The 24,646-nt window shown below is 38.1% G+C and carries 18 protein-coding genes; 3 read left to right on the forward strand and 15 right to left on the reverse strand.

Features of this window, described 5'->3' with window-relative positions:
* Both PVV60_RS05065 and PVV60_RS05070 read right to left on the reverse strand, forming a co-directional pair.
* Nucleotides 1–564, reverse strand: a 564-nt coding sequence (locus PVV60_RS05065) for an Arm DNA-binding domain-containing protein (RefSeq protein ID WP_273723596.1), incomplete at its 3' end; no start/stop codon positions are given.
* 490 nt (nucleotides 565–1,054) lie between these two features.
* Entirely contained in the window at nucleotides 1,055–2,449 is a 1,395-nt protein-coding gene (locus tag PVV60_RS05070; protein WP_273723598.1) for a TrkH family potassium uptake protein, read from the reverse strand.
* A 309-nt stretch (nucleotides 2,450–2,758) separates the two neighbouring features.
* On the opposite strand from PVV60_RS05070, the gene trxB reads away from it, so the two are divergent.
* Together trxB and PVV60_RS05080 are read left to right on the forward strand one after the other, a co-directional pair.
* Nucleotides 2,759–3,715, forward strand: a complete 957-nt coding sequence (trxB, locus tag PVV60_RS05075) for a thioredoxin-disulfide reductase (RefSeq protein ID WP_273723600.1) — start codon at nucleotides 2,759–2,761, stop codon at nucleotides 3,713–3,715.
* Nucleotides 3,716–3,757: 42 nt separating this feature from the next.
* Nucleotides 3,758–4,663, forward strand: coding sequence for a LysR family transcriptional regulator (locus PVV60_RS05080; protein ID WP_273723601.1), 906 nt, complete (start codon nucleotides 3,758–3,760; stop codon nucleotides 4,661–4,663).
* Nucleotides 4,664–5,801: 1,138 nt separating this feature from the next.
* Here the strand turns inward: PVV60_RS05080 and PVV60_RS05085 are convergent.
* From PVV60_RS05085 to PVV60_RS05100, 4 genes are all read right to left on the reverse strand, one after another.
* Nucleotides 5,802–7,004, reverse strand: a complete 1,203-nt coding sequence (locus PVV60_RS05085; RefSeq protein ID WP_273723602.1) for a pyridoxal phosphate-dependent aminotransferase — start codon at nucleotides 7,002–7,004, stop codon at nucleotides 5,802–5,804.
* A 320-nt stretch (nucleotides 7,005–7,324) separates the two neighbouring features.
* Nucleotides 7,325–7,534 carry a cold-shock protein gene (locus PVV60_RS05090; RefSeq protein ID WP_012754908.1) on the reverse strand — a complete coding sequence of 70 codons (210 nt, stop codon included), beginning with the start codon at nucleotides 7,532–7,534 and terminating at the stop codon, nucleotides 7,325–7,327.
* A gap of 245 nt (nucleotides 7,535–7,779) precedes the next feature.
* Nucleotides 7,780–11,265 carry a carbamoyl-phosphate synthase large subunit gene (gene carB / locus PVV60_RS05095; protein ID WP_273723606.1) on the reverse strand — a complete coding sequence of 1,162 codons (3,486 nt, stop codon included), beginning with the start codon at nucleotides 11,263–11,265 and terminating at the stop codon, nucleotides 7,780–7,782.
* A 238-nt stretch (nucleotides 11,266–11,503) separates the two neighbouring features.
* Nucleotides 11,504–11,632 (reverse strand): hypothetical protein, encoded by a 129-nt coding sequence (locus PVV60_RS05100; RefSeq protein ID WP_273723671.1) that lies wholly within the window; start codon nucleotides 11,630–11,632, stop codon nucleotides 11,504–11,506.
* A gap of 446 nt (nucleotides 11,633–12,078) precedes the next feature.
* On the opposite strand from PVV60_RS05100, the gene PVV60_RS05105 reads away from it, so the two are divergent.
* The gene (locus tag PVV60_RS05105; protein WP_273723607.1) at nucleotides 12,079–12,603 is read left to right on the forward strand and encodes a methylated-DNA--[protein]-cysteine S-methyltransferase; all 525 of its coding nucleotides are present in this window, start codon (nucleotides 12,079–12,081) and stop codon (nucleotides 12,601–12,603) included.
* Here PVV60_RS05105 and PVV60_RS05110 read toward each other — a convergent pair.
* The 9 genes from PVV60_RS05110 to thiC form a co-directional block, all read right to left on the reverse strand.
* Nucleotides 12,600–14,921, reverse strand: a complete 2,322-nt coding sequence (locus tag PVV60_RS05110; protein ID WP_273723609.1) for an ATP-binding protein — start codon at nucleotides 14,919–14,921, stop codon at nucleotides 12,600–12,602. The genes PVV60_RS05105 and PVV60_RS05110 overlap by 4 nt on opposite strands.
* 287 nt (nucleotides 14,922–15,208) lie before the next feature.
* Entirely contained in the window at nucleotides 15,209–17,836 is a 2,628-nt protein-coding gene (pepN, locus tag PVV60_RS05115) for an aminopeptidase N (RefSeq protein WP_273723611.1), read from the reverse strand.
* 69 nt (nucleotides 17,837–17,905) lie between these two features.
* Nucleotides 17,906–18,745 carry a uracil-DNA glycosylase family protein gene (locus tag PVV60_RS05120; protein ID WP_273723613.1) on the reverse strand — a complete coding sequence of 280 codons (840 nt, stop codon included), beginning with the start codon at nucleotides 18,743–18,745 and terminating at the stop codon, nucleotides 17,906–17,908.
* A 435-nt stretch (nucleotides 18,746–19,180) separates the two neighbouring features.
* Nucleotides 19,181–19,939 (reverse strand): hydroxymethylpyrimidine/phosphomethylpyrimidine kinase, encoded by a 759-nt coding sequence (locus PVV60_RS05125; RefSeq protein WP_273723614.1) that lies wholly within the window; start codon nucleotides 19,937–19,939, stop codon nucleotides 19,181–19,183.
* Nucleotides 19,930–20,535 (reverse strand): thiamine phosphate synthase, encoded by a 606-nt coding sequence (locus PVV60_RS05130; protein ID WP_273723616.1) that lies wholly within the window; start codon nucleotides 20,533–20,535, stop codon nucleotides 19,930–19,932. Before PVV60_RS05130 ends, PVV60_RS05125 begins: the two co-directional genes overlap by 10 nt.
* Nucleotides 20,532–21,305: a thiazole synthase gene (locus PVV60_RS05135; RefSeq protein ID WP_273723618.1), complete on the reverse strand. Its 774-nt coding sequence runs from the start codon at nucleotides 21,303–21,305 to the stop codon at nucleotides 20,532–20,534. Before PVV60_RS05135 ends, PVV60_RS05130 begins: the two co-directional genes overlap by 4 nt.
* A gap of 4 nt (nucleotides 21,306–21,309) precedes the next feature.
* On the reverse strand, nucleotides 21,310–21,507 hold the full coding sequence (thiS, locus tag PVV60_RS05140; protein ID WP_273723620.1) for a sulfur carrier protein ThiS: 198 nt from the start codon (nucleotides 21,505–21,507) through the stop codon (nucleotides 21,310–21,312).
* 3 nt (nucleotides 21,508–21,510) lie between these two features.
* Nucleotides 21,511–22,461 (reverse strand): FAD-dependent oxidoreductase, encoded by a 951-nt coding sequence (locus PVV60_RS05145; RefSeq protein WP_273723622.1) that lies wholly within the window; start codon nucleotides 22,459–22,461, stop codon nucleotides 21,511–21,513.
* The gene (thiC, locus tag PVV60_RS05150) at nucleotides 22,458–24,293 is read right to left on the reverse strand and encodes a phosphomethylpyrimidine synthase ThiC (protein ID WP_273723624.1); all 1,836 of its coding nucleotides are present in this window, start codon (nucleotides 24,291–24,293) and stop codon (nucleotides 22,458–22,460) included. The genes PVV60_RS05145 and thiC overlap by 4 nt, the downstream gene beginning before the upstream one ends.
* Between the last annotated feature and the right edge of the window lie 353 nt (nucleotides 24,294–24,646).

Raw genomic sequence — 24,646 nt, forward strand, 5'->3', positions numbered from 1 at the left:
TGCTTGTAAATCAACATCCAAACCCAAGGCAGCTGCATGTTTGAGACAAATATTAAGACGGTTCAGTGCTTTTTCTGCTGTTATCGCTTTTGAATGCCAAATAGGGGCAAGAGTATTGCGTATCTCTGTTTGCGTAATTTCTGAAACGGGTAGACAACCTAATTTAGGGAGAATATGGAGTTTTAAAGGTGAAAACCAGTTCCCATCTTTAGCATCGTTCTTTAGTTCAGCTTTACGACTTTCAAAAGTATCCAAAGCAATATCTTTTAAATAATGAAGATTGCTTATTGCTTCACGTTTTTGTTTATTACGTTCTTTAATAGGGTCACGACCTTCACGCAAAATAGAACGCCACCCAGTTGCCAATTCACGGGCTTGTTTTAAAGAAACATCTCTCAAGGCACCCAAGCCCATTTCGCGACGACGACCATGAATGGTATAACGGTAAATCCATTGAGCACCTCCATCTTTACGCTTATGAAGTAACAAGCCGGCACCATCATTATATTTGCCAGCCCCCAATGTTGCGACAGATCTTGCATTAAGACGGTTCATAAGAGCCATTTTTTAATCCTTTCTTATATAAATTTGATCCACACACTCATCCCGCTTGTGACGTGCAAGGGAGTGGTTTTGATTGATTCAAGATAAGCAGGTTTGAAGTGAGAGAATCTTACGTTATTCGGGGTTCTCATTCAATATGAATAACGCTAAATTATCATTATAAATCAATACCTTGCCATACAGAGAAAACACTTTTATCAGCAAATATATTTTTTGCTTGAGAGATTATTTGTAAAAAGGCTGTTCTATGCGTCCACTTTATTTGATAAAGAAGATCAATAAAGTGAAGTTTTATATGTTATAGCTTTGAAGGATCTTGGTATTTGATTGTTCTTGTCGAATTGTTTTTATATCATTGATATGATGATTTGTATGAAATTTTAGGAAATCTTCAGTGGATTGAATGATGGGTGAATGTTATGACGCATATTGTTCACATCTTTTTATCTTGTAAATTTTTTTATCACTGTAGAATAAAATGCTCTATGCATTAGAATTGTTCACGCCAGAAAGCGGGAATAAAAAGGACGAATATTGTTATGATTTCAAGGCGTCCAGCTAACATTAGAAAACTTAAAATCCATAAAGCATGATCGTTGATTGTAGAGAAATTACCAGCGGGGCCAATAATATCTCCAAAGCCTGGACCAACATTTGAAAGTGCGGTTAAGACTCCCGTAAAGGCAGAGGTAAAGTCAAGACCGGTTGTGAGCAAAAGTGCAGTGCCGATAACAAGGCAAAACATATAAAGACAGAAAAAAAACAAAACAGCTTGAGCAGCATCGTTTGATATATTTGAGTGATCGTAGCGCGCTTTTACAACGACATTAGGAGAAAGAAGTTTCTCTATATTTGTTTGTGTAATACGCCAAAGAATAATGAGGCGATTGATTTTCATGCCACCAGAAGTAGAACCAGCACATCCGCCTGTAAAAGAAACAATGAAGAAAATTCCAAGCGCAAATGGTCCCCAAAGTTGATAATCTTCAGCGCTGTAACCTGTGGTGCTAATAATGGATGAAAGATGAAAAATGACATCAAGGAAAATCAAGTGGAAAGCGCGATGATCATAAAACCGTAGCCATGCCGCTAAAGCAAAACTGAAAAGGAGAACGATATGAAGAAAAACAATCACTTGTGGGTCAAGAAAGCGTTTGGAGTGTCCAGGAAGGACTAATTTAACATAAAGTACGAAGGGCAAAGCAGAAAGCAACATGAAGATTGTTGAAATAATTAAGATGGCTGGTTTATCAGAAAAATAACCAAAAGAAGCATCATGCGTTGAAAAACCAGCTGTTGCTACTGTACTCATTGCATGGTTAATGGCATCAAATAAATTCATGCCTGCAGCAAAATAAGAAAGCATACAAGCCAATGTTAACCCAACATAAGCAATGATAATTCCGTTAGCAATTTGGTTGATGCGAGGCAATATTTTTTCAGATTTATCAGATGATTCCATATGAAAAAGTCGTACGCCACCCACACGCAGTGAAGGCAAAAGCAAGAGGGCTAAACCGATAAAGCCAATGCCCCCAATCCAGCATATAAGAGAACGCCATAACAAAATACTTCGCGATAAATTATCAAGATCAGAAAGGACTGTGGAGCCTGTTGTCGTAATTCCAGAAACAGATTCAAAAATGGCCCCTGCTAGAGAAATGGGAAGAGGAGAAAGATAAAGAGGTAAAGCACCTACGATGCTCCCTGTTAGCCAAAGACAAACAGTAAGCATAAAGCCAAGCCGTGCTGAAAAACGACAAATAGCTCCCTTAGTTGCTAAAAGAATTAGGGTTGCTAACATGGTGGTTATGGCACAAGAATAGAGAAAGGTTATCCAATTACGATTGTTATCATGCAGATCCACAAAAATTGGCAAAAGCATTGCTCCTCCCATAATTAACGCAAAACGTGCACAGACATTGATAATAAATTGAAAAATGATCGTTCCCTATCTTTGTATCTCTTTTTATTATGGTTTTGTGCTCATAAGAATTTACGTTTTTCTTTTTATAGGATAAGGATTAATTCGTAACATTAGCATGCCTTGATGAATTGGTAATCAGACCTTTTCATAAAACTTGAAAAGAAGTATGTATAACATAATTGAGGCGCTTGAAAAATATTTTTTTAAAGGCTGTATTCCGTTATCATTTATAGAATAATTAAGTTATAATAAAGTGAAGAGGATTTAATGGTACAATCGCATATTCGTCTGCTGATTATTGGCTCAGGTCCGGCTGGTTATACAGCGGCGATCTATGCAGCAAGAGCAATGCTTAAGCCGGTTTTGGTGACGGGTTTGCAGCAGGGTGGACAATTAACAATTACAACTGATGTTGAGAATTATCCAGGTTTTGCAGATCCCATTCAAGGACCATGGTTGATGGAACAAATGGCGAAACAAGCTGAGAGTATGGGGACAAAAATTGTCTATGATACAATTATAAAGGCTGATTTGTTGAAGTATCCTTTTGTCTTATATGGGGATTCAGGAACACAATATTCTTGTGATGCACTGATTATTGCAACAGGAGCTAAAGCGCGTTGGCTTGGTTTAGAAAGTGAACAGATCTTTATGGGCGGTGGCGTTTCCGCTTGTGCTACATGTGATGGCTTTTTTTACCGTGATAAGGACGTTATTGTCGTAGGAGGAGGAAATACGGCTGTTGAAGAAGCACTTTATTTATCGCATGTGGCAAAGAGTGTAAGCGTGGTTCACAGGCGGGGGCAGTTTCGGGCAGAAAAAATTTTGCAAGATAGGTTGCTTGCTTGCAAGAACGTGCGTATCATTTGGGATCATGTGGTGGAAGAAATTGTTGGTTTGCCAGCTCAAGATTCAATGGGGGCTGTTGTAACAGGGGCACGTCTGAAAAATGTTAAGACAGGTCACGAGATGACAGTGAATGCAGAGGGCATATTTATTGCTATTGGGCATGATCCTGCTGTTTCTCTGTTTGAAGGACAGCTGAAACAAAAACGAGGCGGCTATTTATGGACAGCACCGGACTCAACAGCAACAAGCATTGCTGGTGTTTTTGCTGCAGGCGATGTGACAGATGAAACATTCCGCCAAGCTGTAACAGCTGCGGGAAGAGGATGTATGGCAGCGTTAGAAGCAGAACGGTTTTTGGATATACTCAAGCGTTAGTAACTCATTGAGAACATAAAGAATCTAGAGGTAGAATTAATTGTGGCGCCACCGTTGGATTGGGATAAGTTAAGGGTTTTTCACGCTGCAGCAGAAGCAGGATCTTTTACGCATGCTGCTCAAAAGCTTCATTTATCTCAATCAGCCGTTTCACGACAGGTTTCGGCTTTAGAACAAGAGGTTGGGGTATCCTTATTTCAACGTCATGCGCGTGGTTTGATTCTTACAGAACAGGGAGAAACTCTTTATCGTACAGCTCATGATGTTTTGATGAAGCTTGAAAGTGTGCGTTTGCAATTAAGTGAAAGCTATGCAAAACCAACGGGGCACCTGCGTGTGACCTCGACCTTTGGAATGGGAGCAGGGTGGATTGCAGAGCGTATGCCAGAGTTTCTTAGTCTTTATCCTGATATGCAGGTTCAGCTTTTGCTTTCCGATGAAGAGCTTGATTTGACAATGTGTCATGCGGATTGTGCTGTTCGCTTACATCAACCCCAACAACCTGATCTTATACAAAGAAAACTCTTTACAATTCATATGCATGTTTATGCTTCGGAAAAGTATATTGCAAATTATGGAAAGCCGGAAAAATTGTCTGATCTCGATAAACATCGTATTATTTCGTTCGGTGAACCTGTCCCACCTTATTTGTCTGGTTTAAATTGGTTGGAAAAGGCTGGTAGAAGTGATGGATCATTGCGCGTTTCAATTCTACAAATCAACAATATCATCTCAATAAAGAATGCACTTATGCGTGATCTTGGGATTGCTGTGCTGCCTGATTATATCGTCAATAATGATGAGCATTTGGTGCGTCTTTTTCCTGATATGGTTGATATTCCTTCTTTTGATACTTTTTTTTGTTATCCTTATAATTTAAAGAATTTGGCAAGGTTAAATGCTTTTCGAGATTATATTTTTTTAAAAGCCCGTCAATGGTCTTTTTAATGTTAATGCCTTAATTTATAAGGAATAATTAACTGTCTTACAACTTGAGACTCCCGTAATATTCTTTCGTTTTAAATTTTCCCATATTGAATCAATTAAAACTATTCATTGCACATTAAAAGTGGAGGGAGTCCGTGTGGATAAATACTTTTGAAAAAAGAGATAAATGTTTTTTATGAATAGCTAGCAAGCGTGAGAGGGGCGGATTATATATTGAAAAATGGACAATCATGTGATGGCATAGCTTACATTTTTATATTTAATTAAAGAGAGTGCTACATGATGGAGAAAAATGTAAAGCTATGTGTTTATTGCATAGCAGGTACGCTTAAGTCTTTATTGTACTTTTTTTTATAAAATGACATAGAATATTATCTCTTGATTATGTTGCCTCCCAGTGCGTTTTCTTGAGTGTTCCCTTACGAAGATCTATCAGATTGATTTTATCTCTGAGGATTTTCCAAATTTGCCGGACATATGTCCGGCTTTTTTTTTATTTTTGAAAGAGTCCCTATAAATTGCAATATATGGGAGATGATAAGGAAAAAATTTCAAAATTTATGGATATCCAACAATTTTTTAAGAATACTAAAATTCAATGAGGAGTTTGAGAGAGATTTATCCTGTTGCACCAGTCTGTCTTTTAGTGGTGTGATATAAAAAATTTAAAACCTTATATATGAAGTGCTTTTTATGAGAGTGTGAGGTGAATATTTAAGGCAGGTCTTGTTCATAAATCCTATGAAGTAAATCAAGTAGTTATTAGAACTTAAAGGAAACTGGATTGTTTGCCCAACGAGGAGAGTGGATTCTTATTCATTTTAGGACGAAGAAGAAACCGAGAAATAGAAAAGATTTGATTATAAGGGCAATTGTGTTTAAAAGTTCTCGGTCTTTTTAGAGTTATAAATTGAATAGAAAAAGCAGAATAGTTTTTTCATCATCTCATGATAATAGACCGATACATTATATTTGATTGCTAGATTTTTTTGATCTTTATCTACAGCCTCTATTGTTGTGTTTATTCATGGATATTTTTGCTGAATCGATTGATTCAGACCATGATACAGTTTCCGATGTTTTTTCGGATATACTGACATTCGGCAAAAAACGATCACAACAGACGATATTAAAAAATTTAAATTAGACTGTTGCAAAAGCGCTGTATACGTACACAAGCTTCTTCAAGTAATTCTTCTGATGTTGCATAAGAAATACGAAAAGCTGATCCAAGTCCAAAAGCAGATCCTTGGACGACAGCAACAGCTTCTGTTTCTAGAAGCGCTATGGCAAAATCTTCATCATTCGTAATACGTTGACCGTTAGGTGTTTTCTTTCCAATAAGTTCTGTGCAAGAAGGATAAACATAAAAAGCACCTTCGGGCGTTGGACAGTGAATGCCAGGAGCTTGGTTTAGCATGGAGACAACGAGATCACGGCGTGCTTGAAAAATACTTTTATTTTTAGCGATAAAGTCTTGTGGCCCATTGAGTGCTTCAACAGCAGCCCATTGTGAAATGATACTTGTTCCAGATGTTTGCTGGCCTTGAATGGTATCCATAGCTTTAATTAATTCTTGTGGTCCGCCTGCATAGCCGATTCTCCATCCCGTCATCGCATAGGCTTTAGAAACGCCATTCATTGTGAGTGTACGCTCATAAAGCGCTGGTTCTACTTGAGCTGGAGTAACAAAGGTAAAACCATCATATGTGAGATGTTCATATATATCATCGGAAAGGATGTAAACATGAGGATATTTTACTAAAACATCTGTGAGTTTTTTCAATTCATTGTGTGTATAAGCGGCACCTGATGGATTTGAAGGAGAGTTAAAGATGAACCATTTGGTTTTGGGGGTAATGGCAGCTTCTAGCTCTTGTGGTTGGAGTTTATAAGAAAATTCGGCTTTTGTTTCTAAAAAGACAGGCGTACCATCGTTGAGTGCGACCATTTCTGGATAACTAACCCAATAAGGGGATGGAATGATGACCTCATCTCCTTTATTCAAAGTTGCCATGAATGCATTAAAGAGAATTTGTTTTCCACCGGTACCAACAATAATTTGTTCTGGTTGGTAAAGAAGGTTATTTTCTCTTTTAAACTTTGCAGAAATTGCTTGGCGCAATTCTGGAATTCCAGATATGGGAGGGTATTTTGTTTCTCCCCTTCGAATAGCTTCAATAGCCGCGTTTTTGATGTTGTCTGGGGTATCAAAGTCTGGTTCTCCAGCACTTAAAGCAATAACATCGCGCCCTAATGCTTTTAAATGGCGGGCCTTTTGAGAAGCAGCAATTGTTGCAGAAGGTTTGATACGAGACAGTTTGTCGGCAATAAAAGCCATAATTTTAAATCCTTATATTATATCAACAAATGGTTATTGCTTTAAGGATATTCTATAAGAGATTATATTGTATGCAATAAAAAACTTCCAAAATACTCTTACACGGGCTTTACATTCTTCTTTTTTGAGATTTTTACAAGATAAGCTCTTCTTAGATTTTATGAAAGTTTTTAAGGAAGTATAGGGAGGTTTGATAAATTGTGCAAAGGAGATAAGCAGTCTTAAATTTTAACAAGGTAAAATGATGCTTTATACAAAATAAAAAAATCTTCGTCGTTACAGACGAAGATTTTTAAATAAAATATTGCAGAATTTAAACTTTAAAGAGCTGCAAGGTTACCAGCGGCAAATTTTCCTGAACGACGATCTTGAAGAACATCATAAGAAATTTTTTGCCCTTCATTAAGACTGTTTAGACCAGAACGCTCGACGGCAGAAATGTGTACAAATACATCTGCACTACCATCACTAGGTTGAATGAATCCGAAACCTTTTGTTGTATTAAACCACTTAACTGTTCCTGTAGACATAGGAAACTCCTTAGAATATATATTATATTGAGTATTGAAGCTTTCATTCCTTCAATACGGTTGTAGATCGAAATTAGGTGGGAGAAGTTTCGTCAAAAGTGCAGATTGCACAGGAAAGAAAGTCACGTAACCGAAAATTCGATGAAACCTCTATAAAAGTTTTTAGAACAAAAAGCAAGTCTTAATCAATTTTTATATAAAGAAAAAATAAGAAAACAGTGTACATTTTGCTAAGTAGAAAAAATTCAACTGAAATAACTTTGTAGGGAACGTACTTCAAGGCGCCTTTTTTTGAGTGCTTTGATCGCTTCTACGACGGCTTCGGCTCCAGCTATTGTTGTATAATAGGGAACATTTTGCATGAGTGCTGCATAACGTAATGATTTTGAGTCTGAGATGGCACTGGCAGTGCTAGTTGTATTAAAAATCAATTGAATTTGGCGATTACGAATGGCATCTTCAATATGAGGATGCCCTTCTAGGACTTTGTTTATTTTTGTTGCTTCAACGTGGTGTTCGGTAAGAAATTTATGTGTTCCACTTGTGGCGACAACAGAAAAGCCAAGCTCAGTTAAACGTTTTACAGGATTTAAGATGCGTTTTTTATCTTCATCTCTTACAGAAACGAACAAAGTTCCCTCTTTAGGGAGTTTGACACCAGCTCCAAGTTGGGCTTTAGCAAAAGCAAGTGAAAATTCATAGTCAAGTCCCATAACTTCACCGGTTGAGCGCATTTCTGGACCAAGAAGTGTATCAACACCTGAAAAACGAGCAAAAGGAAACACTGCTTCCTTGACGGCAATATGTTGTTTTTCCTGTAAAGAAGGTAATCCACCATAAGCTTGAAGAGCATCATGGAGCGTTTCTCCTGCCATAATACGTGCAGCCATTTTAGCAATAGGGCGACCAATCGTTTTTGCAACAAATGGGACAGTACGTGAAGCACGGGGATTGACTTCTAAGACATAAATGGTATCATCTTTTATAGCATATTGTACATTCATTAAGCCGCGAACATGAAGTGCTTGTGCTAATGCTTTGGTTTGGCGCTCTAATTCAGTAACTATTTTATTTGAGAGCGTATGGACTGGTAAAGAACATGCTGAATCACCAGAGTGGATACCAGCTTCTTCAATGTGTTCCATAATACCAACGATCAGTGTTTCTTGGCCATCACATAGACAATCAACGTCTACTTCAATTGCTTCTGTTAAATAGGTATCAAAGAGAAGCGGATTTTTACCAAGCAATATATTGATTTGTCCTGTTGTGTCGTTAGGATAACGGACTTTAATATCTTCTGAAATTAATTCAGGGACACTCTCAAGTAAATAATTTTGTAAGCTACGTTCATCACGAATAATTTGCATAGCACGTCCTCCTAAAACATAAGAGGGACGTACAACCAATGGGAAGCCTAGTTCGTGGGCAATGAGGCGTGCTTGTTCGATGGAGTGGGCTATACCATTTTGAGGTTGTGTTAAGTTAAGTTTAAATAACAGTTTTTGAAAGCGATCTCTATCTTCTGCTAAGTCGATAGCGTCAGGTGAAGTACCTAGGATGGGGATGTTGTGTTTTTCTAGAGCGCTTGCCAATTTCAAGGGTGTTTGTCCGCCAAATTGGACGATGACTCCAACCAAATCGCCTTTTTCCTGTTCTGCTTCTAAAATAGCGATAACATCTTCTGTTGTTAAAGATTCAAAGTAAAGGCGATCAGAGGTATCATAGTCGGTTGAAACTGTTTCAGGATTGCAGTTAATCATAATCGCTTCAAAATCTGCATCACGCAGTGCAAAAGCAGCGTGACAGCAACAGTAATCAAATTCAATACCTTGCCCAATGCGGTTTGGTCCACCGCCTAAAATAGCAATTTTTTTGCGTTCAGAAACGTGTGCTTCTGAGTGCTCTATACCTGCAAAGGGAACTTCATATGTTGAATACATATAGGCTGTAGGAGAAGAAAATTCAGCGGCACAAGTATCAATCCGTTTGAAGACGTGTTTAACATTCAGTGATTTGCGTAAAGCGGCGATATCATCTGGTTCTTTTCCAGTAAGGGAGGCTAATCGCGCATCTGAAAATCCCATAGCTTTTAACATACGTAAGTTATCTGCGTCTTGGGGTAATCCATGAACGCGGATACGCTGCTCCATTTCAATGATAGAGGATATTTGTTCTAAAAACCACGGATCAATTTTGCTAATTTGGTGAATCTCATCTAAGGGTAAGCCTGTACGCATGGCTTGAGCAATATAGCGTAGACGATCAGGGCTTGGTATGGCAATGGCTGAGCGTATAGAACTTTTTTCATCGCCTTCAGCATGCTCTGGAATCATAATTTCATCAAGACCCGTAAGCCCTGTTTCAAGTCCACGGAGTGCTTTTTGTAATGACTCTTGAAAAGTGCGTCCAATTGCCATGACTTCTCCTACAGATTTCATCGCAGTTGTGAGGACAGGTGATGAACCAGGAAATTTTTCGAAAGCAAAACGAGGAATTTTTGTCACAATATAGTCAATAGAAGGTTCAAATGATGCTGGTGTTGCACCACCCGTGATATCATTTTTTAATTCATCAAGTGTATAACCAACAGCCAGTTTAGCCGCTACTTTGGCAATGGGAAACCCCGTTGCTTTTGAGGCAAGCGCTGAAGAGCGAGAAACACGCGGATTCATTTCAATAACAATGAGGCGCCCATTTTCAGGATTGACAGCAAACTGTACATTGGATCCCCCCGTTTCAACACCAATTTCACGCAAAACAGCAATCGAAGCATTACGCATACATTGATATTCTTTATCTGTTAAGGTAAGAGCAGGTGCTACAGTGATCGAATCACCGGTATGAATCCCCATTGGATCAATGTTTTCAATAGAACAAACAATGATACAGTTGTCGTTCTTATCACGAACAACTTCCATTTCATATTCTTTCCACCCTAAAACACTTTCTTCAATTAATACTTCTGTTGTAGGCGAAGCTTCAAGACCGCGTTCGATAATTTCATAAAATTCAGAACGATTGTAAGCGATTCCACCACCGGTTCCACCAAGGGTAAATGAAGGACGAATAATAGCTGGAAGTCCAACAACATCAAGAGCTTGAACTGCTTTTGCTGTTGCATGGGCGATATAATGTTGTTTGCGATCAGTTTCGGTATGTCGCCAGTTGCGCTCAAGTTCTTCGAGAGCTTTGTCAAGCGCAGCACCAGAAAGCTTTGCTTTAAGTTCAGCACACGTTTTTGCGTGCTGTCGGCGATTTTCTTCTTTTAGTTCTGTTGCATTGGCTAACATAGAGCGTGGTGTTTCCAAACCGATTTTTGCCATCGCTTGGCGGAATAAAGCACGATCTTCAGCTTTATCAATAGCATCAGCATTGGCCCCTATCATTTCAACATGATAGCGGTCTAAAATACCCATACGCTTTAATGATAAAGCAGTATTGAGGGCTGTTTGTCCTCCCATAGTGGGCAAAAGGGCATCGGGACGTTCGTGGGCAATAATTTTGGCAACTATTTCAGGAGTAATGGGCTCTATATAAGTTGCATCAGCTAGATCTGGATCTGTCATAATCGTGGCAGGATTAGAATTTACCAAAATAATTCGATAACCTTCTTCTTTTAATGCCTTACAGGCTTGTGTACCTGAATAATCAAATTCACATGCCTGACCAATGATAATAGGTCCTGCTCCGATGATAAGAATAGATTTTATATCTGTGCGTTTGGGCATGGCTTTTTCCTATGACAAATATCTGTGCGCGATTGTTGTGGGCAAAATATTTCAGTTCTGAGGCTACAGTTATTTTATAAGTTAAGTGACAAAGAAAGTAAGCACTAAAATACCTTTTCCATGCTTTTTTTCATAAAATTGAAGATAAATTTCTTTTTTGAGTTGAGTCATCTCGTCAGTATATCAAAAGTATGACCTTTAATAAAAATAATAACAGTGCTCCAAAAAATTAGAATATTCAAGCATACTGTAGAGAATAAAAATCTGGAACATCTTTCCAATCCATTGCCGGCATATTTTGTGTTTTATGACGTTGTTTGCCTAAGAGAGTACGCGCTTTTTCTGTTGCTTGTAAAACATAAGCCATTATTTATGGTTCTGTGGGATTTTGCACAATGAAATGGGAAGGTTATCATGTTGTTCCGTAAAATACTGTCGTTTAGAGCTGTGATATAAGGTATGAAAATTACCACATTAAGGTGCTTTTTGTTAGAGTATATGACAGAATTCAGGGCGGGATTTGTCTGTAGAGAGCTTATGAAATAAACCATATGAGATGATCTCAGTTAGAGTCTGTTAGATAAAAAGCAAGATTGTTGATAGATCGGTTCTGGTCGAAGTTTCCGTTTTAGGGTAGGAAGAAAGTCAATTGATGTATGTTTCCATTTGATTAAAATGGTGAGAGTGTATTTTAATACAATGGCTAGGGAGATAATTTCAGAATGATTTTGTTTGTTTTTAAAAAACAGTGATTACTTTCCCTTTACTTTATGGATGATGTTCAAAACTTTTTAAAATATAAAGAAGGCTAAAATGCTGAACATTTCCCAAACGAGAATATTCTGTCTGAAAGATGTATCAATAGGAAAGCTTTTGGTGGCCAGGTCTCAAAAAGGGATTTGTCATATAGCGTTAGGAGACACTGTAGAGCAATTATTACAGGAGTTTACGATACGCTTTGGTAATGCACAACAAGTTGTAGGTGACAATACATTTAAGAGAGAAGTTGCCCATATTATAGCCATGATAGAAACACCTAAGTTGGTAAAAAAATATAATTTTCCCTTAGATATAAATGGTACAGTTTTTCAACGACAAGTATGGGCAGTATTATGTGATATACCGTGTGGTGAAACAATTTCATATGAAGTCTTAGCGTGCCGTATTGGTATGCCGAGTGCTTTTCGTGCTGTTGCTAATGCCTGTGCACGTAACGAATTGGCTGTTATCATTCCTTGTCATCGTGTTGTGCGTAAAAATGGTTTTATTTCAGGGTATCGTTGGGGGGCCAAACGGAAACAGATTTTGCTACAACGAGAACAAAATGGAGAAATTTAACTTTGTGTGATGGGCATTATAATCGTTACAGTTGTTCCTTTCATTTCTTTTGAAGTAATTTCAAGTTTTCCTTTGTGGAGTTCTAGCAAGGAGCGTGAAATGGCTAAGCCAAGACCTGAGCCCGTGTGAGATTTAGTAAGCTGATTTTCGACTTGTTCAAAAGGTTGTCCAAGTTTTTTAATTGCTGATTGGGGAATACCAACACCTGTATCTGTAATTTTAAAAATAAGGTTATTTTTTTTCCTAAAAGCGCAGACATCAATATTTCCGCCTGAAGGCGTAAATTTAACGGCATTAGAGATGAGATTAAGGAAAATCTGCTTCATTGCACGACCATCAACCTCAGCATGGAGTTCTGGGGTAATGTTTGTTGTAACAACAATATTTTTTTCTTGAGCTTGGGGTGTTAGTGTTCGGACTGCTTCACTAATGATGGGCTCAAGATCGGTACTTTTACAATCAAGTGTAAATCTTCCAGCTTCAATTTTTGACATATCAAGGATGTCATTGATGAGGGTTAGAAGATGAGTTCCTGAATTGTAAATATCATGCATATATTCCTTATAGCGTTGTGAACCAAGAGGGCCAAAAGTCGATTGCAACATGATATCTGAAAAGCCTAGAATAGCGTTAAGTGGCGTGCGCAATTCATGAGACATATTGGCTAAAAATTCTGATTTAGCTTTGTTAGCACTTTCGGCGCGCTCTTTTTCTGCTTTCAAACTTTTATTAAGTTTTTCAACTTCTGAGGCACGTTGTTGAGCACTGCCTCGTGTGCGCTTAAGTTCTTGAATGAAAGAAAAAAGACGCCTTTCACTATCTTCAAATTTCTCCTGTTGTTGTTTAAGCTCAGAAATGTCAGTACCAATACAAACCAATCCTCCGTCCTGGGTTCGCCGTTCGTTAATTTTGAGCCAACAACCATCCGCCGTTTGGCGAATACTAGTTAAGTTACCAGTACCATCATCTTTAAGGGGATATTCACTGATAGCAGGGCGTGCCATGGCTTCGACGGTTGCACGTTGGATACCTGATTGTAGAATTTGTTTAGGAATAGCGGCATATTCGCAAAATTTACTGTTGGACATGACTAAACGTCCTTCGGCATCCCACAAGACAAAAGATTCTGAAATATTTTCAATCGCATCACGGATACGAAGGTCAGCTTGCGCTGTTTGTTCAGCCAATTGTTGCTGTTCACTAATATCGAAGGAAATACCAACTAAATGGGGTTCTTCTTCTTCAGTAACTTCGGCACGAATGCGCATCCATACATAATGACCATCGGCATGACGCATGGGAACGTTAATATCAATATGCTTTTTTTTACCGCTCATTAATTCCTGAGCAAGATCAAAAAAATTCGCATCATCTGGATTAATAATGGCGCTAATTTGGGAAATTGAGAGCAATGCATCCTGAGGGACATAGCCGAGCATTTCGTACATTGCTCGTGACCAGTAGACGCGCCCACTTGCCATGTTCCAATCCCATAGTCCACAGCGTCCACGCATCATTGCCATATCAATACGATTTTGAATTTTTTCTGAAACAAGATCCGTTTTGCGGGCTCGTACAATTTGGTTGTAATAAGCATAAAGAAGAGCGAGGATAATGCCACTAGTTCCAATGAACAGAGTTATATTTAACGAGAGAATTTTCCGCCATTCCATGGCGCTATCTTGCATCTTTTCGCTAATGAATACGCCATATTGCCCATTTTCTGTTTGGTTAAATAAAGCAAGAGCAGGGGCATCTTTTCCTATTGTGATTTTCATAATTCCAACATGCTGTCCAAGAGATTGTAAAGCAATGCTGTCAGAGATAAAATCTTGCAAAGGTTTCCCTAAAGCAATCTCTGAACTGGATGAAGCCAAGACATTTCCTTTTTGATCAACAATGGCGATCAGAGTGCTAGGATTAATAAGATCTTGATTATGAAAAGTGGTGAGGATATTTTGCAAATGACTATGAGAAAGGGCAGAGACTTTTCCTTTCTGAGAAACAGCCAGTAAGTCATGATTAATTGTATTGGTAATATGAGAAGCTAAGAGAGTGATGGTAGAACGCGTGTTTTTATCAATTGTGTTACGCCAATCATAGAGTGATACAAAACGAATTGATGCAAGTACAATAAGAAATGCTACAATGACAAATGGAAGTGAGCGACGCAACCAAGGTTCAATAAAGAGAAGCTTTTGATAGGCAGAGCCAGAAAGCAGATGAATACGTTTTTTCTGCGTTTTATGACTTGGAGCGCTCGATTTTGAATCAGCATATATCTTCCTTGGCGCATTATATGCGTCCAATTTAGCCATCTCTTGTTCCTTTAATTCCAGAATAATGTGATTTAAAAACTGCTTCGATATTCATAGTAACCCCATCGAGTGCAATGAATCAAAACAGGAGTCTTCTGTCCAGTCTTTTTTTAAAAAAAATAATTTTACTTCTATGAACTTGGAATATGAAAAGGAAAAGGTACTTTGAACATGACCCTATAAACAGGCTTAGATTGCCCGTTTATAGGTTTAATGATGATCGAATAGTTTGTAGAATTTATTTAAAAAAAACATTATAGCATATTGATTTAAAATAATTTTTTGTTTCAATTGAGCAGACGGTTGATGATATCAGCAACATCGCTTGATAATTTTGGCGCAGCAGCAATCGTTTTTAATTCATTTTCAAGTTTTTGTTGTCGAATGGGTTCCAATTGTCGCCAAGAACGCATCGTTGTTAATAATCGTGAAGCGAGCTGTGGATTTTTTTTGTCAATTTCCAAAATGATTTGGCAAAGAAAATGATAGGACGCTCCATCCATCCTGTTAAAGCCCGTGAGATTGTTAGAGGCAAAAACACCGATTAAGGAACGCACACGATTGGGATTATCTTTTGAAAAGAGCGGATGTTTCATGAGCTTTTGAACATTTTCGAGCGTTGATGTGCCAGCAACCATTGCTTGAATAGAAAACCATTTATCCATGACCAAAGGGTCATGCCTATAGCGGTTTTCAAAATCATTTAAGGCATTTTGTGCCTGCTCACTTTCATTAAAATGTTTCACGAGAACAGCGATACTAGCCATACGGTCAGTCATATTATCCGCTGTTGCATATTGTATAGCAGCACGATTTGGATTGGCTTCAGCAATGGAAAGATAATCCAATATAATATTCTTTAATGCTCGCTTTCCAGCTTGTACAGCGTTTACTGAATAGGGCTCTTGGGTTTGCATTTGTTCATAGAATTTTGTTAAGAGCTCTTGATGGGTTTGTGCAAGTGAAGCTAAAAACTGATTGCGCACATGATGAATACGCTCTGGATCAATATTTTTACCGATTGTGTGAGCAAGCTCAACTTCACTAGGTAAATTTATACAGAAGGCACGAAATTCAGGCTCTAAGTTTTCATCCGTTATGATCGTTTCAATCAGCTTTAGTAAAGCAGAAGGGAATGTTGCTTTTTCTTGTGTTTTATCTTGAATGCTTTGAATCAAAGCTTGCGTCATTAAATGATTAAGAGATTGCCAGCGATTGATGTGATTGTCATCATGTTGTGCAAGAAAAATAAGTTCTCTTTCATTGAATGGAGTGTGTAGAATGATTGGTGCTGAAAAGTCTCGCAGCAGTGATAAAACGGGTTTTTCACGCAGTCCCTTTAATGTAAACGTTTGGCTTTCTTTGGATAAAAGCATAACATCTGATTGAATATCTGCATCAGCTTCATAGGTGAGGTTTTCTCCGTTGTGTCCTAAGAGTCCAAAAGCGATAGGGATAAGCATAGGTTTTTTTATATTTTGTTGTGGGGTTGTGGGAATATGTTGCTTTGCATGAATTGTTAAAACACCATCACTATAATGACTATCGATTTCTACATTGGGTGTTCCAGCTTGTTCATACCACAGCATGAATTGGGAGAAGTCTTGACCAGATACTTTAGCAAAACAAGCGATAAAATCTTCAATTGTACAAGCTTGTCCATCATGACGTTGAAAGTAAAGATCAGTACCTTTACGAAACATAGAGGGTCCTAAAATAGTCCGTATCATGCGAACAACTTCAGCACCTTTTTCATAAACAGTTGTGGTGTAAAAATTGTTAATTTGGCTATATTGACGAGGACGTACAGGATGAGCGAGGGGCCCAGCGTCTTCGGCAAATTGCGTCACTTTTAATGTTTTTATATTTTCAATTCGCTGTAGGCTGCGTACATTTTGATCTGATGAAAATTCCTGATCACGATAAACAGTGAATCCTTCTTTTAAACAGAGTTGAAACCAATCGCGACAGGTAATACGATTACCGCTCCAATTATGGAAATATTCATGTGCAATGACACGTTCAACATTTCTATAATCCTGATCGGTTGCTGTTTCAGGATCGACAAGAACATATTTATCATTAAAAACATTAAGGCCTTTGTTTTCCATTGCTCCCATGTTAAAGTCGGACACTGCAACAATATTGAAAATATCAAGATCATATTCGCGCCCAAAACATTGTTCATCCCAACGCATGGAACGTTTAAGAGCATCCATTGCATAAGCGGCGCGTTTGGTTTTTCCTTTTTCCACATAGATACCAAGCTCGATACGTCTTCCAGATACAGTTGTAAAATGGTCTTCTAACTTATCAAGATCTCCACCTACTAAAGCAAAAAGATAAGATGGTTTGGGATAAGGATCTTCCCAAATGGCAAAATGGCGATTATTCTCTAAAGTTCCTGTTTTCACTAAATTACCATTTGAAAGCAAGATTGGGATTGTTTGGGAATCTGCTTCAATTTTCACTCTATAGGTAGAAAGAACATCTGGGCGGTCGTAAAAATAAGTAATACGACGAAAACCTTCCGATTCGCATTGTGTGCAATAAACACCATTTGAAAGATAAAGTCCCATAAGTTGACGATTGCTTTCAGGATTCAGTTCCGTAACCAATTTCAATGTAAAAGGAGCCGTTGGTGGCGTTGTAATTTCTAAACGTGAAGGCGTCACTTTATAAGCATTTGGGGCTAATGTCCCATCATTAATAGAAACGGAAATTAAAGTAAGATCATCACCAGAAAGAACAAGAGGTGTTAATTCTTTTGTATCGTGACGGGATTCAATAGACAATATGGCTGTAACATAAGTTTTTGTTGGTGCCAATTGAAAGGAAAGTTGTGTTTTAGGGATAGCGTAAGGGGTTGGCTGGTAGTCTTCCAAACGATAAATAGATGTTGTTGGCTGTTCCATAGTTGTTCCCATTCGTATTTTAAGAGTTAAAGAAGGTGTTTAATTTTAGTGTCAAAGAAGATTACAGAATTACAAAAGGCTATCGAGGCGATTTTTTACTTCTAAGAAGTCTATCCATGTAAGCTTCTTTTGACTAGGGGTTCGAAGAAGGTAGGCAGGGTGGAAAGTTGGCATAACAGGTATTTTTATATTATCCTCATTTTCATAAAGATGCCATTTTCCTCTTGTTCGGATAATCCCATTTTGAGATCCCGTAAGAAACTGTGCAGCAACGCCTCCCAGTGCTATAAGTACACGAGGACGCGCTAAATAAATGTGTCGTTCAATAAAAGGGCGGCACAAGGCAACTTCTCTTGGTGTTGGTGTACGATTTCCTGGTGGACGCCAAGGAATAGTGTTGGCAATGTAAACATTATTTCTTGTTAAGCCAATTGATGCGAGGATTTTATTAAGCAACATTCCTGCTTTTCCCACAAAAGGAATTCCTTGTATATCCTCTTCTCGTCCTGGTGCTTCGCCTATAAGCATCAGGGGGCTTCCTGCTGTTCCATCTGAAAAACAGGTATTTTTTGCTGTCAATTTTAATGAACAGCCATTAAATGCAAGGAGAGCAGATTTTAACTCATCAAGTGTCTTTGCATTTTTTGCATTCTCTATAGCGGTGGATTCATTTTGTAGAGCCCCAGAGTTATGCAGCGGATGATGATTTAATTTTACGGTTGGGGATGTTTTGGGAGATGTTTGTTGATTATGAGAAATGCTCACGACAGGTGTTAATTTTTTCTCTAAACAAGCAGACTGTTTAAAACGATCAATAGGGAAATCTGTCAGAACAGCATCTGCACCACTTTCTTTATAAAAGTTTAAGAGTTCTTCATAGGAAATTGAGCACGGCGTTTGATTTAACATTTTATTTTTCTAATGATCTAGCAACTATAGATCAAACAAATTTATCCCTCAAGTTTTATAAATGCATTTACTAGCCGTTAATGTATAGGAACGCTGATAGGATTCTCTCTTTTCACAAAAAGGCAAATCGTAAAATGCAAGTGTTCTCGATTATATACATCTTTAAATATACAATTTGTTTAAATTACGCTATTTTATTTTTTTAAACAGGTTAGGCTCTTTATAATAAAAGAATTCTCTACTAAATGCAAGTGGTATGATAATATTTTTAATCATTATATCCTATATTTAATAATTAATGAAAATGACCTTTATAGTATTTCATTTGTAAAATTAAGTATAAATTTTTTATTATTATATTGTGTCTTTTTTATTAAAAATATTAAATGAATGAAATATATAAATATTGCTTTTATATGAGAAAATACTAAGACTTTACAAACTGTTTTTACAATGGGTTAAAAGCAATGTGTGGATATATGCTTTTGCTTTTTTTGCAGCTGAAATGAGGGGTTCATTTAATGCTAAATGCGCAGCAATAGCGCTTGAGAGAATGCAACCTGTTCCTCGCATTGTTCCTTTTAAACGTGGAGTAGAAATATTTATGACTTCAGTTTTGTCAATGAATCTATCAATTGCAAGAGGACCCTCAGCATGTCCTCCTTTTACTAAAATAGAGCGAGCTCCCAATGACAAAAGTTTTTTTGCTTGTTGTATTGCTTGCTTATCATGAGATGCCAATGGACTTTGGCTAAGAAGAGCGAGTTCTTCTCTATTCGGTGTTAAAAGAGTAACATGAGAAAGCAGTTTATCGATCATAGTGTCGATGATTGTTTCCGTTGTTAGTTTTCCTCCTGATGAAGCGACAAGTACAGGGTCCAAAATAACTGGAACATGGGGATAGTCTTTGAGTACGTTACTGATTGCTGCTATAATTTCTTTTGTCCCCGTCATACCGATTTTTATTGCGCTTATTGGATTTGCTTCTAGGGCGGAATGCATTTGCGCAGCGACGAGGTCTCCGCGCATTGGAATGATTTCGACAACGCGATTATCATCTTGTACGTTAACACAAGTAATTGCTAAATTTGCTTTTATTTGAAAATATACAGCAGTTTCTATATCACGAACAATACCGGCACCTCCCGTTGGATCAGTGCCCGCAACAATAAGAATGGAAGGTCTCAACGCCATGTTTGTGTCACTTTTATCCACTGCTGTACACGCTCTTCAGGTTTTTTATGAAGGATAATATCAGTTACAACAGCAGCACTATTTGCGCCTGCTTTTAAAACACCAACTGCGCGTTCTGGTGTTAAACCACCAATACCCACTAAAGGTAAAGCACCAATCCGCTTTCTCCATTGTTTGATTTTTTCTAGTCCTTGCGGCATCCATTTCATTTTTTTTAAGATTGTCGGATAAATAGGACCAAGTGCAATATACTCAGGATTAACAGAGAGTGCGATATCCAATTCATGTTCATCATGTGTACTAAGACCAACTTTTATACCACTTTTACGAATTGCATGAAGATCAGCATTGCTTAGGTCTTCTTGTCCCAGATGAATAAAATTGCACTTTTCATCAATTGCTATTTCCCAATGATCATTAATAATTAATTGCGCTCCCAATTTATTGCATATGTTTTTTGCGCGCTTGATATGTTGACGGATTATTTGTTGATTTTCATGTTTCATACGCAATTGTACGAGCTTGATACCAAGAGGAAGCAAACGTTCAATCCAATCAGCGTTATCAACGATGAGGTAAAATGGATCCAGTTTCATGAAAATACTGCTTTTCCGATAATGGGTGTTGAAGGGACTGCCACATTGCGTGCTTCGATCATGCCAGCTTTATATCCCATACGTCCTGCTTGAACAGCTTTAGAAAATGCTTCAGCCATTAAGACAGGATCACCTGCTTTAGCAACTGCGGTATTAAGCAGTACTGCATCATAACCGAGTTCCATCGCAATGGCGGCATGTGATGGGCGTCCAATGCCGGCATCAATAACAAGAGTAGCATCCGGAAGGTAAGCACGGATAGAACGCAATCCATCGGTATTATGAGGTCCTTTGGCAGAACCAATAGGAGCACACCAAGGCATAATAACACGGCAACCAATGTCAAAAAGTTTTTCAGCAACAATAAGATCATCCGTTGTGTAAGCAAAAATTTTGAAACCTTCATTGTTTAAAATTTGCGCAGCTTCGATTAAGGAAAAAATATTTGGCTGTAAGGTGTCTGGATTTCCTATGACTTCGAGTTTAATCCAAGCCGTTTTAAAAAGATCTCTTGCTAATTGGGCTGTTGTTACGGCCTCTTTAACAGTATAACAACCAGCAGTATTAGGAAGCACTGTTACTCCAAGTTCTTGAAGAAAGTGCCAAAATTGTCCGCCTTGTTTTCCGCCTGCAGTTTCACGGCGCAAGGAAACAGTCACAATTTCCGTATCCGATTTATGAATAGCATCACGAAGGATTGCTGGTGAAGGATATTGCGCTGTACCTAATAGAAGACGGGAAGAGAATTGTCGTCCATAAAGATTCAGCATATTATTAGCCTCCTTGCATTGGGCTCAAAATTTCAATTTTATCTCCTTCATGTAAGACAAATTGGCTTCGTACATCTATGGGAACAACTTCAGCGTTAACAGCGGTTGCAAGCCAATTTCCTTCATACCCCAATTCTTCAAGCAAGAGACCGAGAGTCATAACTTCTGTTTGGACTGTTTCACCATTAACAAATATTTGCATGCTTTATTCCAATGCCAATTTCATTGCTCTTTTTGCCATTTCTGGAGACAAAAGAAAACCATGTCTATAAAATCCATTAATAAAAATAAAGTTACCATCTTTATGCACAGAAGGGAAGTTATTAGGATAACATGGACGAACACCAACGCCAGATTCAATAATTTCTGCTTCAGCAAAAGCAGGATGTAAAGTATAAGCCGCGTTGAGCAGTTCCATCATTGATCTCACTGAGATTGCACCATCAAAGTCACTTTCAATCATTGTTGCACCAATCATAAAAATATTATCTTGTCGAGGTACAATATAGAGAGGAAACCGTGGATGAAGAAGACGAATTGGACGCAAAATTTTAATATCGGTGCAGCGCACGAGAAGCATTTCGCCGCGTACGCCCCGTATATTTTTATCTTTTCCTAAACGTGCTATTCCTGTTGCATCAATAACAATATCAAAATTTGTTTCAGCCGTCTCTACATCAACAAAACACGCTCCATTGTTGAGAAGCTTTTCTTTTAAAGCCATAAGTGCTTTGCGAGGATCAATATGGGCTTCATTTTCATAAAAGAGCGCACAGTTAAAACGTTCCGCAAGATCTGGTTCAAGATGAGCTATTTCTACATTATCTATGGTTTTGTGATTATGCGTGCGTCCAGAAAACCGTTCAAGCTCTCCTCTATCTCGTGTAGGTGCAACCACTAAAGTGCCTTTTTGTATGACAAGGTTGGGAAGCGTTTTACGCCACCACTGTATAGCTCGTATACCAAGATCTTCAACAATCTGTGCCGCATTTTCTCTCTCACAGTAAGGTGCGAGCATTCCTCCTGCATACCAACTAGCACTTCCTATAGGAGAATGAGGGGGAGCCGATATAGTAACAGAAACACCTTTTTGCTGTAACATAAAGGCAACCGTTAAGCCGCCTACACCTGCACCTTTGATAAGAATGTTCTTCAACTGTTTACTTTCTCTTTTTGAGGAGAAACGATTTCCATATAAAGATCACCATTTTTTTGATATTTCTCGGCCATGGCGATCATACCTTCCCCTTTTGTTTTTCTTATTGCTGCTGCCTCACGAATATCATGAGAAATACGCATAGAACAGAATTTTGGTCCACACATGGAACAAAAATGTACTAATTTATGGGCTTCTTTAGGCATTGTCTCATCATGAAAGGCACAGGCTGTTTCTGGATCAAGAGAAAGGTTGAATTGATCATGCCATCTAAAATCAAATCGTGCACGCGAAAGAGCATTATCGCGCAATTGTGCTCTAGGTAAGCCTTTGGCAAGATCAGCAGCATGAGCAGCAATTTTATAAGTGATCACACCAGTTTTTACGTCATTCCTATCGGGGAGTCCTAGGTGTTCTTTAGGTGTTACATAACACAACATAGCTGTTCCAAACCATCCAATCATAGCGGCACCAATTGCTGATGTAATATGATCATAACCAGGAGCAATGTCGGTTGTAAGAGGTCCCAAAGTATAAAAAGGTGCCTCATGACAGAGATCTAATTGTTGCGCCATATTTTCTTTAATTTTGTGCATTGGGACATGCCCAGGACCTTCAATCATAACCTGTACATCTTTTTCCCAAGCAATTTTTGTCAATTCTCCTAAAGTTTTAAGTTCTGCAAATTGGGCTTCATCATTGGCATCGGCAATAGAGCCAGGGCGCAATCCATCCCCCAAGGAAAGAGAGATGTCATACGTGCGTGCAATATCACAAATTTCATCAAAATGTTCATAGAGAAAACTTTCTTTGTGATGATGCAAACACCATTTTGCCATAATAGAACCACCTCGTGAAACAATACCTGTTACCCGATCAACGGTCAAAGGGATAAAAGGTAATCTTAATCCCGCATGAATGGTAAAATAATCAACACCTTGTTCTGCTTGCTCAATAAGGGTATCACGGAAAATATCCCATGTTAAGTTTTCGGCAATACCCTGTACTTTCTCGAGTGCTTGATAAAGTGGAACAGTCCCGATGGGAACAGGGGCATTTCGAATAATCCACTCACGAATATTATGAATATTTCGACCAGTTGAGAGATCCATAACTGTATCTGCGCCCCAGCGAATGGCCCAAACCATTTTATCAACTTCTTCTTCCATAGATGAAGTCACTGCTGAATTGCCAATATTGGCATTAATTTTAACACGAAAATTACGCCCAATAATCATAGGTTCGCACTCTGGATGATTAATGTTTTGTGGAATAATGGCGCGTCCACAAGCAATTTCATTGCGAACAAATTCGGCAGTATAAATTTCTGGTATTGATCCAGCAAATGTTTCATTTGATGGTACATTCTGCCGTTCTTTTACTGCTAATCCTTCATTTTCTCGTATAGCCACATATTCCATTTCCGCTGTAATAATGCCTGCGCGCGCATAAGCCATTTGTGTAATTGCTTTGCCATTTTTTGCTCGTAAAATGGGACGTTTTTGTTTAAAGTCTGGTGTAAGGTTTTTATCAGAATTCAATCCATTATCTTCAGGTTTCACTGATCGTGCAGGGTAAGTTTCAGTATCATCTCGCTTAGAGAGCCAAGGCAAGCTAATTGCTGGCAAGCCTTTTGTAATATCAATGATCATATCTTTATCGGTGTAGGGGCCAGAAGTATCGTAAACGTTTAAAGGTTTTTCACTACTGCCATCAGTCAGTGAAATTTCACGCAATGGTACGCGCACATCAGAAAAGAGAAGGCTCTGTTGATAAATTTTGCGTGAAGCGGGAAAGGGGCTACAACTGATTGATGGGGTATTTTTCTGCACAAACTTTTTCCTTATAGACACAGAGTTCAAAAATAGGTTGCGATGTTAATGGGGGTGTATTCAAATTATCAGTCACGAGCATTTGGATGAATAGGAGTAGTATTGCTTTATAGCAAAGCAAATTCAATACAGCTCAAGAAAAGTTATTTTGAAAAATTGATACAATATCTATTCTCATATTTGCATGCTTCCTCCCACTTAAAGTATTTTTGTTAATACGAACATGGTTGGCTCAAATATCTATATTGTCAATCATAAAAATATATTTTAAACGATTTTGGTGTGTTTTTTTAAGAGTGAAAATAGATCTTATTATAAAGAGATAAACTATGATATTGAAGATTTTATAAACA

It is taken from the genome of Bartonella sp. AU18XJBT, assembly GCF_028618595.1.
Lineage (GTDB): Bacteria > Pseudomonadota > Alphaproteobacteria > Rhizobiales > Rhizobiaceae > Bartonella.

Bases quoted from the DNA above. Each gene is read 5' to 3' on its own strand.
- carB (WP_273723606.1), bottom strand. From the start codon at position 11,265: ATGCCCAAACGCACAGATATAAAATCTATTCTTATCATCGGAGCAGGA.
- PVV60_RS05130 (WP_273723616.1), bottom strand. From the start codon at position 20,535: ATGAAACTGGATCCATTTTACCTCATCGTTGATAACGCTGATTGGATT.
- PVV60_RS05105 (WP_273723607.1), top strand. From the start codon at position 12,079: ATGCTGAACATTTCCCAAACGAGAATATTCTGTCTGAAAGATGTATCA.
- PVV60_RS05100 (WP_273723671.1), bottom strand. From the start codon at position 11,632: ATGGCTTATGTTTTACAAGCAACAGAAAAAGCGCGTACTCTCTTAGGC.
- PVV60_RS05085 (WP_273723602.1), bottom strand. From the start codon at position 7,004: ATGGCTTTTATTGCCGACAAACTGTCTCGTATCAAACCTTCTGCAACA.
- trxB (WP_273723600.1), top strand. From the start codon at position 2,759: ATGGTACAATCGCATATTCGTCTGCTGATTATTGGCTCAGGTCCGGCT.
- pepN (WP_273723611.1), bottom strand. From the start codon at position 17,836: ATGGAACAGCCAACAACATCTATTTATCGTTTGGAAGACTACCAGCCA.
- PVV60_RS05090 (WP_012754908.1), bottom strand. From the start codon at position 7,534: ATGTCTACAGGAACAGTTAAGTGGTTTAATACAACAAAAGGTTTCGGA.
- PVV60_RS05125 (WP_273723614.1), bottom strand. From the start codon at position 19,939: ATGGCGTTGAGACCTTCCATTCTTATTGTTGCGGGCACTGATCCAACG.
- PVV60_RS05120 (WP_273723613.1), bottom strand. From the start codon at position 18,745: ATGTTAAATCAAACGCCGTGCTCAATTTCCTATGAAGAACTCTTAAAC.
- thiS (WP_273723620.1), bottom strand. From the start codon at position 21,507: ATGCAAATATTTGTTAATGGTGAAACAGTCCAAACAGAAGTTATGACT.
- PVV60_RS05110 (WP_273723609.1), bottom strand. From the start codon at position 14,921: ATGGCTAAATTGGACGCATATAATGCGCCAAGGAAGATATATGCTGAT.
- PVV60_RS05135 (WP_273723618.1), bottom strand. From the start codon at position 21,305: ATGCTGAATCTTTATGGACGACAATTCTCTTCCCGTCTTCTATTAGGT.
- PVV60_RS05070 (WP_273723598.1), bottom strand. From the start codon at position 2,449: ATGCTTTTGCCAATTTTTGTGGATCTGCATGATAACAATCGTAATTGG.